Source organism: Geothrix mesophila (assembly GCF_022808835.1).
Classification (GTDB): Bacteria; Acidobacteriota; Holophagae; order Holophagales; family Holophagaceae; genus Geothrix; species Geothrix paludis.
In genome coordinates, this window is the sequence record NZ_JAKZLD010000001.1 from 1,539,270 (window position 1) to 1,557,748 (window position 18,479).

Below are 18,479 nucleotides of genomic sequence, written 5' to 3' on the forward strand. Positions count from 1 at the left end.
AGCCTGCACCCTGCGGCCCGTCCTGTCTACAGGAGGTCCCGGGGGCAGCGTCCGGCACCTTGAGCCTGGGGCGCCAGGAGTGGCTCTGCCGGGAGTGACCTCGTCCCATCGTGTTTGAGCGATGTCATTCATTTGATCGGTACTAGCGTGATGGGCCGATTCCGATTTCGGGGCCAAGCCCCGTGAACCGGCGGCTGGTCTGCCCCAGTCCCGCTTCGAGGGCTTCCCGGGGCCCAAGGATGGTGGCTGCGGTGCGCGCCCGCGTGAGGGCCGTGTAGAGGATCTCGCGGGTCAGCAGGGGGCTGTCGGCGGGTGGGAGGACCAGGATCACGCGGTCGAACTCGGAACCCTGCGCTTTGTGGACGGTCAGCGCCCAGGCCAGCTCGAGCTGGGGCTGGAGGGGGCGGTAGGGCAGCAGCCTGAAGCCGGTGGCGGTCCGGAAGGCCACGGCCTGGTGGATGCCGTCCTCCTGACGGGCCTTGACGACGATGCCCTGATCGCCGTTGAAGAGGCCGCGCCGGTAGTCGTTGAGGGTGACCATCACGGGCTCGCCGGCGTAGACGGCCAGATCACGATCGAGGGCGCCGGCGGCCTCCCGTCCCGCCAGGTGATGGAGCCTCTGGTTCAGGCCGGCCACGCTCCTCAGGCCGGGCGTCTCGCGCAGGGGGCAGAGGATCTTGGCGTGCTCGTGGGCCCGGAAGAGAACCTCCAGGGCCGCTTCATCTCCCGCCGTCCATGCGCGTCCATCGTGGTGGTAGATCCGGTCGGAGGCCTCCCGGAAGCCCGGCTGGGCGAGGATCTCCCCTTCGAGGTAGCCCCACAGGAAGGCCCTCAGGGCGGCATCGTCCACGTCGGCATGCTCGGCGCCGTGGCCCTGGAGGTCGGCGGCGGAGGCCCGCGTGGTGAGGGCGCCCTCCGCATCCAGGGCGGCGGCCTCGCCGGCGCGGAGGGCCTGGGCCGCCAGCAGCACGGAGCGGCCGTCCGGGTTGGCGGCGTCCATCCGGTAGCTGTGGGTCAGGCGGAGGGTGGCCTCGGGCAGGGCCTTCACCAGGTCGCGGAAGACCGCTCCGGCCTCGATGGACGGAAGCTGCTCCGCGTCCCCGAGCAGGACCAGCCGGGCCTGGGGATCGAGGGCGGCGGCCAGGCCGTCCATCAGGTCCAGTCCCACCATGGAGCTCTCGTCCACGATCACCAGGCGCTGGGGCAGGGGATTGTTCCGGTGATGCCGGAAGGTCTGCCGGAAGGGCAGGAAGGCCAGGAGGCGATGCAGGGTCTGGGGCTCGGGCAGGTTCTCCAGAAGCCGCCGGTCCTCGTCGCTGGGGGACGCGGTCCGGTCCAGGGTGCCGCGGATGCTTTCGCCCATGCGCTGGGCCGCCTTGCCCGTGGGCGCGGCCAGGGCGATCTCGGCCGGGTCGAAGCCGAAGCGCATCGCCGCCCGGAGGATGGCCACCACGATGGAGGTCTTGCCCGTGCCCGGCCCGCCCGTGAGCAGCGTGAACGGCGCCCGGATGGCCCGACTCACGGCCTGGCGCTGTTCCCCGGAGAGGAGGACCGGCGCCTGGAGCAGATCCCCCAGGCCCGGGTGTTCCACTTCCTCGGCGGGACCTGCGGCCGTCCGCGATCGGATGGCGGTGGCCAGGCGCGTCTCCGCCGCATGCAGCCGGGCGGAGGCGACCCATTCCCCGGCGCGCACGAAGGGCCGGACAGCTTCTCCGGGGGCGCCGAAGGCCACCGAGAGGGCCGGGCGGTCCAGGAGATCCGCAAGCGGCACCTCTGTCCCCGTGAAGAGGGCCAGCCTCGCCTGAACCTCCTCGCCTCCGGTTCCGGCGAGCGGCAGGCGGGTGTGGCCGTCCTGGGTGGAGAGCAGCACCAGCAGGGCCACCAGGGTGAGGGCCTCCCGGTCCTGGCGTTCCAGGCCCGGCGGGATGCCCGCGAAGGTCTCGGCCAGGGTCAGGAGTTCCGGGCCATGGCCCATGCGGACGAGGGTTTCCCGCCAGACCTTCGGATCGCCCAGGGGGCGGGCGGTGCGGGCCGTGCGATCAGCCATGCATCCCCCGCTCCATGCGGCTCAGGGCCAAGTCCTCGATGCCCATGGCCCCGAGTTCCACTCGCCAGGCCTGGACCTCCTCCCAGCCGGGCCGGCGCGTCCAGATCCCGCCTTCCGGCAGGCCGCGGAGGAAGACATACACCGCACCACCGAAGCGCGCCTCGTAGGCGGCCTCATCCTGGATCCCCGCGAAAGCCAAGGCGGCGAGGGTGTAGATGCGCACCTGCAGGTCGTAGTGGGCGGCCATGGTGCGGTCCAGCGCTTCCGGGCCGTAGTCGCCGCCCTCGAGGCTGTTGGTCTTCCAGTCGAGGACGTAGATCCGGCCTTCCCACTCGAACAGGAGGTCCAGCGAGCCCTCGAGGCCGTCGAGGTGGTCGGGGAAGGGCATCTGGAAGGCCACTTCGGGAAGGCGCTTCGCCGCATCGTCCAGCCGCATCGCGGGACCTTCCGGCAGGTGGATCTCCGTGGTCAGGGCCGTCCAGGCCAGGCGGAGGGCCTCCCCGGCCAGGGCAGGGCTCAGACCCTGGCCCCGCAGGCATTCCGCGGCCAGCGGCAGCAAGGCCTCCCGCCAGGCATCCACGTCCAGCGCATGCGTCTTCCCCGCGGGGATCCGTTCCAGCAGCTCGTGCAGGGCCGTGCCCGTGGCGGTGCCGCCGCGAAGGCCGCCGGCCGGCCGCTGCGGTCGCGGCACCTGCACTTCGTCGGCCCGCGCCTCTTCCTCTTGGCTGGCGGCGCGCTGGGTTTCGCCGAAGGCCCGGAAGAGGGACGTGAAGGAGTGGAGCTGCAGGGGGCGGCCGCGCCGGGCGAGGGCCGGAAAGTCGGGCGCGGGCAGGGCGGGAGGGAGCTGGAGCTGCGCGGGCAGGGCGGGGGCAGGCCCCTCGGGCGTCGCCCGGATGCGGGCGGGCAGGGGGGTCGCCCAGGCGCCCCAGGTGTCCGCCTCGGCCTCCTTCAGGGCCCTGACGCGCCGGTTGAGGCGGCCGTGGCGACCCTTGGGGTGGCCATCGGCGTCGAAGGAACCCTGCGAGCTGGGCGGCTCGGGCCCCAGCGTGAACACGGGCATCACCAGGTGCACCTTGGGCCGGGTGATGGCCACGTACAGCAGCCGCTCGTCCTCCCGCTCAGCATCGGCCTTGGCCTGCCCTTGGATCGCGTCCGGCATGGCTTTCCTGGGCCCGAGGAAGGCGCACCGGGCGTTGGCGGCATCGTGGAAGCGATGTACGGTCCCATTCTTCGTGAATGGGTTTTCGCTGTAGCCGCCGAACAGAGCCACCACCGGCGCTTCCAGGCCCTTGGCCTTGTGGATGGTCAGGAGGCGCACGGTCCGGGCCTGCCCTTCGGCGCGCTGGATGCCGGGCTCGGCGTCGAGGGTGGGGAGATCCTCCTCGCGGATCCAGCGCCCCAGCCGCAGGAGCAGGTCCTCGGGATCGAGGTGGGAGGCGGTGGCTTCCGTCAGCAGCTGCTCGACGAGGTGGTTCAGGTTGGTGAGGGAGCGGTCGCCCCGCTCGGTGATCAGGAGGCGCGGGACGATGCCGCTCTCTTCGAGGATCGCGTTGAACAGGCGGGGGTAGCGCCGCTGGTGCGCCAGCTCCCGCCAGCGTTCCAGCCGCCCCAGGACCGGATGGCCCGTGGGCAGGTCGAGGCAGGCTTCCGCCTCCGCGATCCCGAAGCCGAAGAACCGGGTGAGCAGCGCCCGGCCCCGGGCGTCCGGGTCGTCAGGGCGAAGGATCCCGCCGAGCAGATCCTTCAGCTCGAAGGCCTCCCGCGTCTGGAAGAGCCCATCCGCCTTGAAGAACGCCGACGGAAGGCCGGCCTCCCGCAGAGCCTGGGCCATGAGCTGGGATTCCGCGCCCGTGTGGGTCAGCACCATCAGGTCCCCCGGGTCGAGGGGGCGGGGCGGTTCCGACGTTCCGGAATGGAACGTGGTTCCGCGGTCGATGAGGCCCCGGAACACGGAAGCGATGCCCGCGGCGATCTGCGCCCGGAGCCGGCCCGCAGGGCCCGCCGCAGGAACCTCCAGCAGCCGCAGGGGCGGCAGGTCGCCGTCCGGCCCCGCGAGCCGGGGTTTCCGACCGGCCGTGACCGGTTCCGGGTATTCGTTAGGCTTCGAGAAAAACCCGCCCTCCGGAGCCAGGACGGTGTTCACGGCCTCGATCAGCGGTTCCGAGGATCGGAAGTTCTGCTGGAGGGCGAGCCGCGCTCCGCCAGCTTCGAGGAGGATCTTCCGCGCCTGGAAGTAGGTGGGCAGGTCGCCGCCGCGGAAGTCGTAGATGGCCTGCTTGGGGTCGCCCACGAGGACGAGGCGATGCTCCGGGCTGTGGAACAGCCGCTGGAAGATCTCCCACTGGCGGCCGTCCGTGTCCTGGAACTCGTCGATGAGGGCCGCCTTGTAGCGCGTCTGGAGGCGGGCCACCAGCTCGGGATGCGTCACGCCCTCGGCCACCTGGTCGATCATGTCGTTGAAGTCGAAGAGCCCCTCGGAGGCTTTCCGGGTTTCCATCGCCACTTTGAGGGGCGGCAGCAGCCGATGGACGATCACGCTTTCCAGCGTGGGAAGGACCGCCTTCAGCGCCGCTAAACCTTCCCTAATTCGGGTGGCGGGACCGGCGGGAATCGGATCTTCCCAGACGGCCTTGGCCCAGGCCCCGACCGAGGCGCCCTCGAACAGATCCAGGCCGATGAGCTGATCCCAGGCGCTCAATGTCTCCTGAGCCTGTAGGGAAGTCAGTTGTTGGCCCAGGATGGCGAATCGTCCCAGCGCAGTGTTGGAGGAGCGCTTGCCGTACGCGGCCTGAAGGGCTTCCACCTCCACCAGGTCCGCCACCGGAAAGGCCGCGACCGCCGCCCTGGCCTGGGCCAGTTGGTTCTCGTCGGGGCACAGGGTCGCCCGGGTGCCCCAGGCGTCCCTCAGGAGCTTTTCCAGGTCCTCCGGGGATCCGGTCTGCTCGAGCGCCTCCAGCAGAAACACCTGATCGGCCTCGGTGGCGCAGAAGGCGGTGCGCAGGTGGTCCTTGAAGACCTCCGCGAAGAGCTCGCCTTCGGCCATCCGCGTCTGGCGGAACAGGCGGCCCGTCTCGAAGGCGGCATCCTGGAGCACCTTCTGGCAGAAGGCGTGGATGGTGGAGATCACGGTGCGGTCGAAGGCCTGGAGGGCGGCGTCCAGCTTCGCGCGGGCCGCGTCGTCCAGCTCCCAGTGGACGCGGCCGGGCTCGAAGCGGTCCTCCTGGAGGTCCCGCAGCTCCTGGAGCTTCTGGCGGATGCGCCGCCGCAGCTCCAGGGCCGCGGCCTCGGTGAAGGTGACGATGACGATCTGCTCGAGGGGCAGCCCGGCGCTCAGCACCAGGTCCACGACCAGATGCTCCAGGGTGAAGGTCTTCCCGGTTCCGGCGCTGGCCTCCAGCACCCAGTGCTTCGGCTCCAGATCCGGGAAGGTGGCGGGCTTGGGGTAGCGGAGGAGGCTCATTCGACGTCCTCCGTGGTGCCCGTCCCCGCCTGGCGGAGGAAGTCGCCCAGCCGCCGCTCGGCGGTGCCCGCAGGATCAGGATCGAGGTCGAAGCGTTCGGCACGGCGGAGGGGGCCGGTCTTGAAGGCGGCGAAGCTCCGGTCGTTCGCCGCCTGGTCGAGAACCCACTGCTGAAGCTCCGCCGCATTCCGCTGAGGGTCTTCCAGCAGGGCCTCGATGGGCAGCAGGCCAGGCTCCCGGGTTTCCAGCAGCTCCGTGATCCAGGCCGTGAGCCGCGTCCTGGCCGCCGCCGGATCCAAGGGCGAGAAGGCCACCTCGCTTCGGTACGCCCCGGACACCTTTCCATCGGCGGATCGCCCGGCGATGCCGAGGGCCCCGTGGGTGAGCTCCGACTCCGAAGCCGCGGCCAGCAGGTGCTGGTCCAGGTAGGCCCGGAGCAGCTTGCCCTTGAAGGCGTCCGTCAGATTGTGGTTCCGCTTGGCCCCGGCCTGCTTCAGGAGGAAGAGGCTGGCTTGCCCCGCCTGGGGTTGGAGGGAGCCCACCAGCCGGACCTTCAGGGTCTCCCCATGCACGGCGACGGCGAGTTCCAGGGGCGGCCGGACCTCATCGGCCTCCTCCTCCACGCTCATGGAAGGACCGAACCGCACGAGCCGGATCTTCTCCCCTCGCAGGGCCTTCACCTGGTGCCCGAGAAGCTCCAGATCCTCCTGGATCTCGGCCTGCCCGAAGATCCCCGGCGCGGCCTGTCCGGCGCGCTGGAGGGCCCGCCGGGCCTCGTGGTAGGCCGTTTCCGGATCCTGGCCCTGGCGGGCCACCCTCAGGAGGGCTTCCCTGCGGAGGAGGGTCCGGTGCAAGGCCGAGGTGCCGAGGGCCTCCTCCTCCAGCTCCGCCACGTCCTCCTCCTCGTCCCGCAGTTGCAGCCGGACCTTGACAGTGCCCTGGACCGGGCACTCCAGCCAGGCCCTCAGATGGGCCAGGCGCAGGGTCAGGGTTCTGGGAAGGTTCCGGCCGGCGGGCGCGGGGCAGGGATCCACCAGGACGTCGAGGTCTCTCCGAAGGGGCTCCGGCAGGGGCAGTGAGGACCAGGGCCGGTCCTCCATCCCCGGAATGGTGGCGGCCAGCAGCTTCCCGGCGGCCTGGGCCCGGGCCTCGCGGTGCGCAACGGGGGCCAGCGAACGGAGGTCCGCGGATCCGGCCGCGGGGAAGTAGGCCTCGTCGAACCGGTAGCGCGGGTGGCGCTCCAGGAGGTCGTCGAGGGCGAGAGGTGCCAAGGATTGGACGAGATCCTGGACGAGGCTGGAAGGAAGCCGCTCCTCCTTGCTGACGGGATCCTCCGTGGAGTAGGTCAGGCGCAGGTTCTCGCGGGCCCCCAGCAGCATCTCGAGGAAGAGGTACCGGTCCCGCTCGGCCGCCCCCACATCTCCCGGCTTGCGCTTGGCATTGCGCAGGTCCAAGGGCTGCCGCTCCTCGGGCGACGGGAACTGGCCCTCCCCGAGCCCCATGAGGATGACGGCCCGGAAAGGCAGGGCGCGCATGGGCGCATAGCTGCCGACCACCACGCCCTGGTGGGGCCGGCCGCCGGCTTCGCCCCGGATGCCGGCAAGGGCCTGGCTGGCCAGCTCGCGGGCCTGCCGGTAGTTCAGCGTCGGTGGTTCCAGCCCCGGGGGCACGAGGGACGAGAGACGGAGGAGGGCCTGGGCCAGCTTGGCACGGCCTCCGACATCCGCGGCATCCTCGCCGCCGAGGTAGGCCAGCAGGAAGTCCGAGAGCCGCTCGCCCCAGGCCGCGGGCGTGCCGTGGAAGGTCCGCAGGCCGCGCACCCGCTGGATGAGGGCGGAAGCCTGATCCACGAAGGTGGCCGTGGCGGCCGCGTCTCCGGCATGGGCGGAGGGACGCTCGAATCCGTTGTCGGACCAGGTGAGCTCGGCGGGCAGGAAGGCGGAGAGGGCCAGGCGTTCCAGCCCCTGCTCCCAGTGGAAGAAGCCCGGCTCGACCAGGGCCTCGTCCGCCAGGTCCTCGGGCCCCAGGCCCCGGACGATGCCCGCGGATTCGGTCCACCGGGCCCAGGCGTCCGTGTCCAGGTCGGGGAAGTGTGCGGCCACGGCCGGATGGGTCAGCGCCCGCAGCAGGTCCCGTCGGCTGCCCCGGCCCAGGGGGAGATCCAGCAGCAGCTCCGCTCCGTCCAGCAGAGAGGCCAGCGCGGGCGAGGGAGCGTCCACCACCACCATGGGGATACGTCCCGTGGTGTCGAAGGCCGTGCGCAGGTGGTCGATGTAGGCGGTGCGAAGGCTCCCGTTGGGAGGCACAACGACTGCGATGTCCGAGAACCGCAGCGGCCGCTCGGCGGGAGCCGCCTCCATCAGCCGCCAGATCTCGGAGGCCACCACCTCGGCCTCCCGCGCCGGGCTGGGGCAGGCCAGGATGCGCACGGACGGATCCGGCTCCCCCGGCTCGCAGGCCGCACGTTGCTGGAGGGCGTCCTGCACGCGGCGCAGCAGGGTGGAGCGGTCCGGCTCCGGGAAGGCGCTCTGGAAGTCGCAGTCCGAGATCTCGTTGAGCAGCCGGACGTTCTCCCGCCCCGGCCGCCCCCAGCGCCGCAGGAGCAGAGGATCAGCTTCGGACTCGAGGGCATAGGGATCGGCCTCGTCCGGTGATTCAGGCAGGGGGGCCCGCCGCTGGCTCCGGCGGCGCTGCTCGGCTTCGGTGGGAAGGTCGTCCCAGAACTCCTGGCAGGGATTCAGGGCGTACAAGTTGACATCCACCCGCCTGGCGGCCGTCTCGAAGGCCCGGTGGTAGACCTCGGCCGCATAGCTCAACCCGAAGACGTGGATCCGAGGCGGCAGGGGGATGCGGTCGAAGCGCCCCTCCCGCAGGAGGTCGGCGAGGGTGGCCCAGCGCTCGGGGCCCGCCTCGGCCTCCGCGAGAATCCGGTTCCACAGGCCCCGCTGCCAGGCCTCCAGCTCCGCGGGCGCCCCGGAGACGGACCGGCCCGAGGCCCAGGCTCCGGCCCACTCCGGGCGGGTGAGGCTGTAGTCCTCCAGGAGGCCGGCGGCCTTCTCGGCCAGCTGCATGAGCTTCAGGTCGGTCCCCTCGCCCTCCAGGTAGCGCCTCAATGGCCGCAGGTCCGTGGCCTCCAGCGCGCCCGGCCGCGACAGCACGGACAGGATCGCCCCCTGGAGCGCGTGCCGGTTCCACAGCCGCACCGGCGGATCCATCTGCCCCAGGGGCCCGCGCCACAGGCCATCCAGGTAGTTCACCTTGAAGTTGGCCAGGATGCCCAGGGACTTCCCCAGGCCGTCCAGCAGGTAGCGCTTCACATTCGGATTGGGCACCACCAGCTGGATGGGTTCCCACATCCCGAAGGCCTGTCGTTCCTGGCGCAACGCCTCCGCCAGCGTCTCGAGGAGGCGCTCCGTGCGGTTGGCATAGGTCAGGCGCAGCATGGTCAGGAAGGGTCCAGCGTAGCGGAAGCGGGTGGGGATGAGGCGGCGGACACTCGGAGCGGCAGGCTTCCTTCCGGCCTGAGTCGGGCCATCCAGATATGGCACGATCCGATGGACAGATACTGTCCGTTCAATGCCCCGGCATCCAGCTTTCCAGATCAGCCCGGATGGATGGCTTGGTTGGCACCTACAGCGAGGCTGCGGGCCCGCTCGATGCACCACACCAGCGTTTCTTGAATCGCCGTGATGGATTCGGGTGGGAGATTCATGCAGTTGAACCAGGGGCGCTTATCCAGACTCGGCTTTTGAAGGGAGATGCCAGGCACGGACTGATAACGAGCCCATAGCTCCTCGCGGGAGGTTTCGGAGATGAAGGCAGGCCGGGTCTTGAGGTACTGGAAAGGGATCTCGAACGTGCCGTTGGTGTAGAGCGAAAACAGGGGGTACCACGCGTCCGACGTGAGGATCACCGGCGTGAAACTGCCACTGGAAAGCCCCGCACCCCAATCGATCCGGTCTGCGTGGGACTCGGCCCAGGCGAGGAGGGACTTCACGACCAGCACGCCCTCGGGCCGGGCAGAGCGAAGCGCTCCGAAGAACCTTTCCTCGTCCCAGCGGGCCCCCCGAGGAGAAGCAGCCTTGCGCGATTCCGATTCGGCGGTGACGCCGTAGACTCGGGGCACGAGGGTGCGAAGCCCTGGTCCCTCGAACTGACGGATCTCCACGGCGATCACCTCCGCGGGATCCATCTGCTCATTGAGGAATTCCACGATGCGGCGCAGCTCCATGGGGATGCGATCGGCCAGGAATACCAAGCGGATCCTCCCGGCCTGAAGATTGGTCTTCACACGCTGCCAGAAGGCATCGATTTCCAGATCGATGCCCAGCACCTCACGAAGCACAATGTCAGGGTCCTTACCCTGCCGAGCGCAATCGGCTGCGAAGGCCTCTTGAAGATCTCCAACCTTGAGGTAGGCCACGGCGTTGGCGGCGTAGTCGAGCATCTGCCCCACGACCTCGCGGCGGATGCGGGTGTCGCTGCTCCGCTTCACTTCAACCAAGGTCGGCACGGCCTCTTGATCGAGGAAGAGATGATCGAGCGACCATCGGGAGGTGCCATCCTCCTCGCCAGGAATCCCCAGCTCGCGCTGAACCAGGAGCCATCGCCGAGGGGCGGAGGGATTGATCTGGTCCCCCGGCATCAGGGCCGGATGATCGGCCAAGTAGCTTTGAAGCAGGTCTTCAGAAGCGTAGGGAGATTCACGCAGCTCGATGATGCCTGAGCCCTCCTGGAGGGCGAACATGCCGGTCGTCACGGGGGCTCCTGTGCTTCGATCCTACGGCATGCGGTCTGGATGGAGATCACAGGTGGTGGGCGGCTGAACCCTGGTGGGACGGATGCGAAGAGCAACCGGTGGGTAACCGACTGCAAGGCAAGATGAGCTTGGTCCCCGTCCGTCTTATGGGCCGTACGCCATCAGGCAATCGTGGCGTATACTCCGACATTTTTTTCTGGATAGCTCTCGTACACATGCTCAAACACCGCTGAGCACTTGGCCCGGTAGAGTTCTGGGGTGAAGGCGCGGGGCAGGCCGGTGTCGAGGGTGTCTTCGATGGTCAGTTTCAACTGGGAGCGGGCGGCGGCCTTCTGACGCCAGTTGAGCACCAGCAGCTCCTTCAGGCGGGCCAGGAGTTCTCGTGCGACCTTCTTGACCTCGTCCCGCTCCTCCGCGGACAGCTCCGGGGCGGGCCGGGTGAGGATGTCGAAGATCACCAGTTCCTCCTCGCTCATGTGCTCCCTCACATGGCGCCCCTGCTCCTCATTCAGGCCGTTGCTCAGCTTCAGCAGCTCCTCGAACAGCTCCTCGATGGTGCGGCTGCCCGCGTTGTAGCTCTCGATCAGGGCCGTGAATTTCTCCGCGAAGTCGGCCCGGGTGTGGTTCAGGCGGACCATCTGCTCCAGCCGCGCCCGGATGGCGACCTTGAGCATTTCCAGATCGGTGTTCTTCTGCTTCGAATCCTTGAACCGCTCCGCCAGCGCCTGGAAGTTGATCTTGGAGAGGTCCAGTGCGGCCGGGCCGTCCTTGGGGACTTCCAGCCCCAGGATGGAGTCGTCCAGCAGGGCATTGATCTGCCCCATCACCCCCGAAATGTCCACGGGGTTGGGGTTCAGCATGGCGCGGATGGCATCCGCGATGGCAGACAGGCAGGCCACCCGGCCTGTGAATTCCAGGGCGGCCTTGTCGGGCTTGATGGCCCGGTAGAGGGTCGTGGCCAGCCGTTCATGCCCGAAGTAGTCCCGGCGCAGGGGGTCGGGGGAAATCAGGGCGTTCACGGCCTGCTTGATGAGGTTCAAGCGGTCGAGGGTACCAAGGGGAGCCTGCTCGATCCTGTCGAGGCGGACACCCTGGTCGGCGCAGAAGGCGGTGGCCTCCGCCAGGGCGCTCCGCAGTTCCACCACCAGCTGCTGCTTCTCCCGCACCGGTCTCCTGCCATCCGTGCCCGCCCCATAGATGGCCAGGGCCTTCTCCAGGGATGCAAAGACATTGGCGTAGTCCACGATCACGCCGCTGTGCTTGCCTGGGAACACGCGGTTGGCCCGGGCGATGGTCTGCATCAGGGTGTGGTTCCGCATGGGCTTGTCGAGGTAGACCGTCGAGCAGCTTGGCGCGTCGAAGCCCGTCAGCCACATGGCGCAGACGAAGACCAGGCGGAGCCTGTCCTCTGTGTCCTTGAACTTCTCATCCAGGGGGGGCTGGGACTCGTTCATCCGCTTGCGGTGCGGCTCGATGTCCAGGCCCAGCTTCTTCATCTGTTCGATCTCGTTCTGCGCCGGGGACACGATGAGGGCCATGTCCGTGGTGGTCAGCACCTCCAGCCGCTGATGGAGTTCGCTCACACGGGCGGTGTGGGCGACCTGCTCGGGCGTCAGGGGGCCATCGTGCGGGGTGTATGGGATGTCCTGCAACTCCTGGCGCACCCGCTCGGTTTCCGCCGCCCAGTGATGCTTCACCTTGTCGTGCATCTTCAGAGCCGTGGCCTTGTCGATGGAGACCACCATGGCCTTGCCGATGAAGCCCCGGCCCAGGAAGTGGCTCACGATGTCCTTGGCCACGCTCTCCAGGCGGTCGTCGCGGGTGATGAGGTGGTACTGGCGGCCCAGCTCCTGCTGGAGCTTGGCCTCCTGGTCGGGGTCCAGCTCCGCTTCTTCGATCAGCCGGTAGAGATCATCGTTCAGGTCAGGGTTGCTCAGCTTCAGCTCGGGGGTGCGATTCTCATAGAACAGCGGCACCGTGGCCCCGTCTTCGATGGACTGCTGGAAGTCGTAGATGGAGACATAGTCCCCGAAAACTTCCTTGGTGCGCTCCTCGCCCGCGATCAGGGGGGTGCCAGTAAAAGCCATGAACTGGGCCCTGGGCAGGGCGGCGCGCATGTTGAGGGCCAAGGTGTCGTACTGGCTGCGGTGGGCCTCGTCGGTCAGGACGATCACATCTGAGCGGTCGCAGAGCGGCTCGGCGGTCTTGAACTTGTGGACGAGGGTGAACACATAGCGATGGTTGCCCCGCAGCAGGTCGCGCAGCTGGGCGCCGCTGCTCGCGTGGCACTGGTCGCCCTCGGCATCGCCCACGGCCCCGACGGTCTTGAAGGTCTTGGCGATCTGGTCGTCCAGCTCCACCCGGTCGGTGACGATGACGAAGGTCCAGTTCCCCGCCAGCTTCCGCAGCACCTTCTGGGAGAAGAACACCATGGAGAAGCTCTTGCCGCTGCCCTGGGTCTGCCAGAACACCCCGGCCCGGCCATGGCCCAGCTTGCGGGCTTCCAACATGGAGGTGATGGCGTTGTTCACGCCCAGCACCTGGTGGTTCTGCCCCAGCACCTTCACCAGCCCGGCCTTGTGCTCCGAGAACAGGGTGAAGTTCTCCACTAGGTCCAGCAGGCGAACCTTGTCGCAGGTGCCCCGGAACAGGACCTCCATGGACACTCGACGGGGCTCATCCTCCCGCTCGATGCGCTTCCACTCCGACCAGCGGTCCCAGTCGGCGGTGAGGGACCCCACCCGACTGTCCAGGCCATTGGAGGCGATGAGCAGGGCGTTGAACCAGAACAGGGCGGGGATCTGGGCCTTGTAGTGGGTGAGGTTCTCGTCGAAGGCGTTGCGGGCGGGGACGCCGGGCTTCTTCAGCTCGACCACCACCCAGGGCAGGCCGTTGACGAAGCCCACCAAGTCGGGGCGGCAGGTATAGAGGGCGCCCGTCACGCTGAATTGGCTCACCAGCAGGAAGTCGTTGTTTGCTGGGGTCTCCCAGTCCACCACCCGCAGGCGCTCGGTCTTCTGGCCCCCATGCCCCCGGTCTGGGACGGAGACCCTGAGGCCCTCCTTGAGGAGCTGGTACACCTCCCGGTTGGCCGCCTCCAGGCTCATGGCCGAGCGATCCCGGCATAGCTCGTCCATGGCGGTGGTGATGGCCTCAGCGGGCAAGGCCGGGTTCAACTGGACCAAGGCCGCACGCAGCCGCGCCACCAGCACCACCTCGCCCGAGGTCTCCCGGCCCAGGGTGCTCCCCGATCCGAAGGTCTCCTGCATCGCCGACACCGTCTGCCAGCCCAGGTCGGCGAAGAGCCCGATGGCGGGCTGCTCGACCAGCTGGTCCTCGGTGTAGGCGTGGGGGCTCATGGCTAGGCGACCTCCACACCAATCTGGCCAGTGAGCAGGCGGGGCAGCAGTAGGTCACGGGTACGGCGGAGATTTTGAATTTGTCTGTCAAGAGCCCATGCTTGTTCGAAAATTGGCGCGACTGCTTCTTGATAGCTTGTTCTGAGTTGCAATGGTGGGGTCAGAATTACTACTGAAGAGATGCCTTCAAGTGTGATCTGGGGCTGAGCAGAGCCGCCTACGACATCGCGGAGTCCCCGTTCTTTCAATCCGTTGAATAGCCAGAAAAAATTGTCCGGGTGCGTTGGGTCGAATGTGAACGAATTATTGGTTACGAAGCAGAACTCCTCGGTGATTTGCATCTCGCCAACGCTGCCTCGACAACCGCAGATAATGGTTCGATGCTCGCGATTGTATTCAGTGTGGCGTCCGATAATTTTTGCAGCTCCATAGACGGGATGTTCTCCATCCTCATTCATCTGTTTGGTTGGGAGCGTTCTACCGTAATTCACAGTCGCGAGGTCGAACAGTGGGGCCAAACCCCACCCCTTCGGGATCTCGCCCAGCGGGGACGCGACCTGGGGGTGTCCCTCATGGCCGGGGAAGCGGAAGTTGACGAACCACTCGCGGTAGAGGGCGCGGGCCATGGACTCCAGGATCTTGATGCGCCGCTGGCTGTTCTCGATGAGGTCGTCGTAGGCAGATAGGATGCCCGCAGTGCGTTGCTGGACAGCGAGGGAGGGAAGCGGGACTTCGAGTGAACCAAGAATGTCCTGGTTGAGATTGTTGATATTTGTTCCACCACCCTGTGCCGTTAGGGCCTGGCGTATCAGTGGTGTTCGGAAACAATACGCGAAGAATTTCGGGTGGACCTCGGAGGATGTGAAGCGCAACCGAATGGTGAATGCTGAGTGCGTGATCTCCTCTGGGGGTTTTTCGATGAAGAGGCTTCGTCCGATCAATTCACGGTTGCCGTTTGACCGGACAAAGACGATGTCTCCATCGCGCAGGATGTTGCGCTCGGTAACGATGCCGTCCGGATTGATCTGCTCAAGCTCTGCATACCTTGGCTTCGTGTAGTCCTGGAAGTTGGAGACCCCAACAACTTTAATTCCCTGCCCGAAGCTGCTCTTGTTGTAATTCACTCCATTGCGAAACTCGGCAAGGCTGCCAAGGCTTTTCATCGGCCAGTTGAGCTTCGCAGCCATCCTTACGCCCCCAAAATCCCCGCCACATTTGCGGCGATAGTTTGCTCCAGCTCCCTGGCCTGGGCGTTAAGCACTTCCAGTTCCTCGTTCAGGGTCTCCAGCTGTTCCTTGAAGTCCTCGTCGCTGACTGCCTCGCCGGGGGCCACACCCACATAGCGGCCGGGGTTCAGGGACCACCCCTGAGCCTCGATCTCTGCCAGTGTGGCCACCTTGCAGAGGCCGGGGATGTCGGCATAGGCGGGCTTCTTCCCGAAGACCTCTCTTAGCTTGGCCTCGGCCCCAGCCCCACCGTGGGTGAGGTCCAGGGCCTCGCCCCGGTAGAGGCGCACCAGGTTGGCGAGGAAGCCGATCTGGGCAGGGGGCCAGTCGCGGTGGGCGCGGTCCACCTGCCGGTAGATGTGGCGGGCATCAATGAAAAGCACCTGGTCCGCCCGCTTCGTCTTGGCCTTGCCCTTGTCCAGGAACCAGAGGGTGCAGGGCAGCGTCACCGTGTAGAACATGTTGGGACCCACGGCCACCACCACATCCACGGCCTTGGCCTCGATGAGCTTCTGGCGCAGCTCCTGCTCGGAGGACCGGGCGTCGGAGGCCGAGTTGGCCATGACGAACCCGGCGCGGCCCTGTGCGTTGAGACTGGAGAAGAACAGCTGGATCCACAGGTAGTTCGCGTTGTCGGTGCGGGGCAGGCCGAAGGGGAAGCGTCGGCCCCTACCCTTGGCATCCAGGCCCACCATGTCCTTCAGCCGCTCCTTGTCCACGGCGTTCACATTGAAGGGGGGATTGGCGAGGACGAAGTCGAACTGGCCCGTGGCGGCGTGGGGGTCGTCGTAGTAGCTGTTCACATTGCCGCCGTGGCGGATGTCGCCCTCCAGCCCGTGGACCGCCAGGTTGAGGCGACAGAGGCGACCGGTCTCATCAGTCTTCTCGACGCCGCAGATGGCCAGCTCGGCGGCAGGGTTGGCCCGGTGCTCGGCCACGAAGCGGGCGGACTGGACGAACATGCCCCCGGACCCGCAGGCGGGATCGAGGATGCGGCCATGGAAGGGCTCGATGACCTCGGTGAGTAGGCGGACGATGCTGCTGGGGGTGTAGAACTCCCCGCCGCCCTGGCCCTCGCTCATGGCGAACTCGCCCAAGAAATACTCGTAGATGCGGCCAAAGGCGTCGTAATCCAGCGTGACGGGGATCTCTGACATCTTCTTCAGCAACTGCTTCAGCAGGCTGCTAGTGAAGAGGTTGTAGGTTTTGGGCAGCACCCCGGCCAGTTGAGGGTTCTGCGCTTCGATCTCCCGCATGGCCGCATTGACCATGGCGCCGATGTCCGTGACCTCCGGCAGGTTCAGGAGGTGATCGAACCGGGCCTGGGGGCTGAGGTAGAGCACCCCGGCCGCGTGGTAGGCCTTGGGATCGTCCACCCGGTTGCCTCGGCGAGAGGAGGTTCCCTCCTTCTCCAGCTTGGCCCGCTGGGCCGCGAAGCGGGCCTCGGCGAAGCGCAGGAAGATCAGGCCGAGGATGGGACCGGAATACTCCTGGGCTTTCAGCCCCGAATTGGCGCGGAACTGGTCCGCCGCTGCCCACAGCCGATTTTCCAGCGAGGAGGTGGCGGCGTCTTTTTCAGAAGGGGCGATCCATTGCATGTCTGATTCCTGGTCGTGGTGTAGGTCCCGACATCGGTTCGAACGCACCCGATCTTGGGCATGAAGGCCCCTCTTTTCCGCGTGGTGACATGTCGTGGGACCAGATCACCCCATGGTAGGTTGCGAATTCGAGAAGGGATAGGTGGTCATTCCTTCCTTCCATGGATGAGCAGAACGGCATGGGGAGTCATCCAAGCTGGGATTCATTCAACCTGCCGAATGGAAGCCCTGATCGAAGGCTTCGACCAAGTGGGCCGCGTCCCCCTCCCGCGCGGCGTCCTCATACGACCTCCGGGCCAGCAGCATGTGCGTGATCATCCGGGCTCGCAGCTCGGACCGGAACAGGTCTTGGATCCATGGTTTGAGGCCCGCTTTCACCATCGCCGCGACCTGTCTCCCAAGGATCCATGCTCCGGCAGGCTCAGGCCGGAATTCGTATCGCGCCATCGCCTCTGGGAACTCGTCGTAGAGCTGCGCGTCTGTGAGCGTGTCGGCGTGGTGACTGAGCAGCTCGTAGAAGTCCACAGCGTCCCGGCCGTGGGTTCTCGCGCCCCGATCGCGGTAGGCCACCAGCTTGAGGATGGCCTGGCCTGCCGCTGATGCCATGGGGTTCGCGTGGGTCGCGTCGACCTTCAATCGGATGACCGATGCCAGGGCCTCCTCGTAGCCCAGCACGTGCATGACGTGGGCTCCATCAGGTGGCCATGCGATGGTGCCATCCGTGCGGGCGATGGCGCCGAAGGGGACCAGATCCACGCGGGTGTCCATGCCCGTGGCCGCGTCCCTGTGGATGACGCGCTGGGATTCCTTCGCATCGAGCCTGAATCGTCCAGAGGCCACGAGGGCGGCTTTCAGCGCCTCGTAGGCCTTCCAGTCCTTCACCGTGACCCCGAAATCAAGATCTGTCGTCCTCCGTCCCCGGGCGCATTCGTGGCCGTAGTGGAGCACGATCTCCCGGGCCATGGCGCCGCTGAGGAGGTAGGGGATTACCTCCGCTTGGAGGACATCATCCAGGTCTCCCAGAAGCGCCACGAAGTGAGGCTCCAGGGGGTGCTTAAGCTCCAGCCAGGAGGTCGTCATAGATCCGCTCTGCCTCCTCGTGGGTGCGGGGGTCTCCCATGCCCGCAAGATCAGCGTAGATCAAGAGGTCGGGGGCCAGGCCTCGCACCTGACGGGGGCCCTCTGGAAGGTCCCAGAAGACATCCAGAATCTCGATGGGGCCTTGGTCATCTGCCCTCAGGCGATGAGCCGTCAGGAACGGGTTCCGGTTCTCGGGAAGGTAGAGAGTGGCGGTGGTCGGAGCGAGATTCCCCTTCCGTCGGGCCGCTGCCACTTCGCCTCCCCAGTACCCTCCGAAGGCGGCTGGATCTGCCTGATGCCACCAGGTGTCGTTGTTCGCCTGGTATCGCCTGGGATTCAGCTTGGGGCGGAGGCGCAGGGGGTAGTTCAGGGCCCAGGTCTTCATGGCGCGATCGCGATCCACCCAGCGCCGTTGGCCATCCTTCTGCTCGACGATCAGTCCCTGCATCCGGAGGTCCGTCAGAATGCGGCCCACGGTGCCAAGAGCGACGCCCGCGGCCTTGGCGATCTCTCGATATGGCGCGTTGAGCAGCTCCGGATCCACCAGTAGAGTGAAGACCACCCTTAGGCCGGTCCGGTCGAAGGCCCGGGCGGGTTTCTCCCGCATGCCGTCCTGAAGCCGCTTCCCTTGGATCAGCACGAACAGGCCATCCTGGTTCAGGTAGGCGTTTCCTGCGGCATCCAGGAATTGCAGCCGCATCTTCCGGCAGCGATCAGCCAGTTCTTCGCTCAGCTGATTCGTAATCAGCAAGCCGCCCCCTTCCGTGGCCAGCCGGTCTTGCCCCGCGTGGGTGGCTAGCTCGTTGAACGCCACCAGAGCGGCATGACGATCCACGGTCTTCTTGACCACCACCCAGTAGACGATCTCCCGCTGTCCCCTGGCCACGACGATCCGGGCATCCGGCCGCCAACGGAGCAGGGTGGCTCTGCCGAGTCGAGGGGGATCACGC

At 67.2% G+C, this 18,479-nt stretch carries 9 protein-coding genes; all 9 read right to left on the reverse strand.

All coding sequences use genetic code 11. The features are described 5' to 3' along the window. Positions 1–142: 142 nt before the first annotated feature. Entirely contained in the window at positions 143–2,047 is a 1,905-nt protein-coding gene (recD, locus tag MLG87_RS07005) for an exodeoxyribonuclease V subunit alpha (protein WP_243294467.1), read from the reverse strand. Then, positions 2,040–5,507, reverse strand: coding sequence for a UvrD-helicase domain-containing protein (locus tag MLG87_RS07010; protein WP_243294468.1), 3,468 nt, complete (start codon positions 5,505–5,507; stop codon positions 2,040–2,042). The genes recD and MLG87_RS07010 overlap by 8 nt, the downstream gene beginning before the upstream one ends. Beyond that, positions 5,504–8,950, reverse strand: a complete 3,447-nt coding sequence (locus tag MLG87_RS07015; protein WP_243294469.1) for an exodeoxyribonuclease V subunit gamma — start codon at positions 8,948–8,950, stop codon at positions 5,504–5,506. The genes MLG87_RS07010 and MLG87_RS07015 overlap by 4 nt, the downstream gene beginning before the upstream one ends. A gap of 158 nt (positions 8,951–9,108) precedes the next feature. Continuing rightward, entirely contained in the window at positions 9,109–10,266 is a 1,158-nt protein-coding gene (locus MLG87_RS07020; RefSeq protein ID WP_243294470.1) for a hypothetical protein, read from the reverse strand. Between the two features lie 161 nt (positions 10,267–10,427). After that, complete coding sequence (locus MLG87_RS07025; RefSeq protein WP_243294471.1) at positions 10,428–13,625, reverse strand: type I restriction endonuclease subunit R; 3,198 nt, start codon at positions 13,623–13,625, stop codon at positions 10,428–10,430. Positions 13,626–13,627: 2 nt separating this feature from the next. Then, positions 13,628–14,812 carry a restriction endonuclease subunit S gene (locus MLG87_RS07030; protein ID WP_243294472.1) on the reverse strand — a complete coding sequence of 395 codons (1,185 nt, stop codon included), beginning with the start codon at positions 14,810–14,812 and terminating at the stop codon, positions 13,628–13,630. Between the two features lie 2 nt (positions 14,813–14,814). After that, the gene (locus tag MLG87_RS07035; protein ID WP_243294473.1) at positions 14,815–16,449 is read right to left on the reverse strand and encodes a type I restriction-modification system subunit M; all 1,635 of its coding nucleotides are present in this window, start codon (positions 16,447–16,449) and stop codon (positions 14,815–14,817) included. Positions 16,450–16,656: 207 nt separating this feature from the next. After that, entirely contained in the window at positions 16,657–17,529 is an 873-nt protein-coding gene (locus MLG87_RS07040) for a nucleotidyl transferase AbiEii/AbiGii toxin family protein (protein ID WP_243294474.1), read from the reverse strand. After that, positions 17,504–18,415, reverse strand: a complete 912-nt coding sequence (locus MLG87_RS07045) for a type IV toxin-antitoxin system AbiEi family antitoxin (RefSeq protein WP_243294475.1) — start codon at positions 18,413–18,415, stop codon at positions 17,504–17,506. Before MLG87_RS07045 ends, MLG87_RS07040 begins: the two co-directional genes overlap by 26 nt. Between the last annotated feature and the right edge of the window lie 64 nt (positions 18,416–18,479).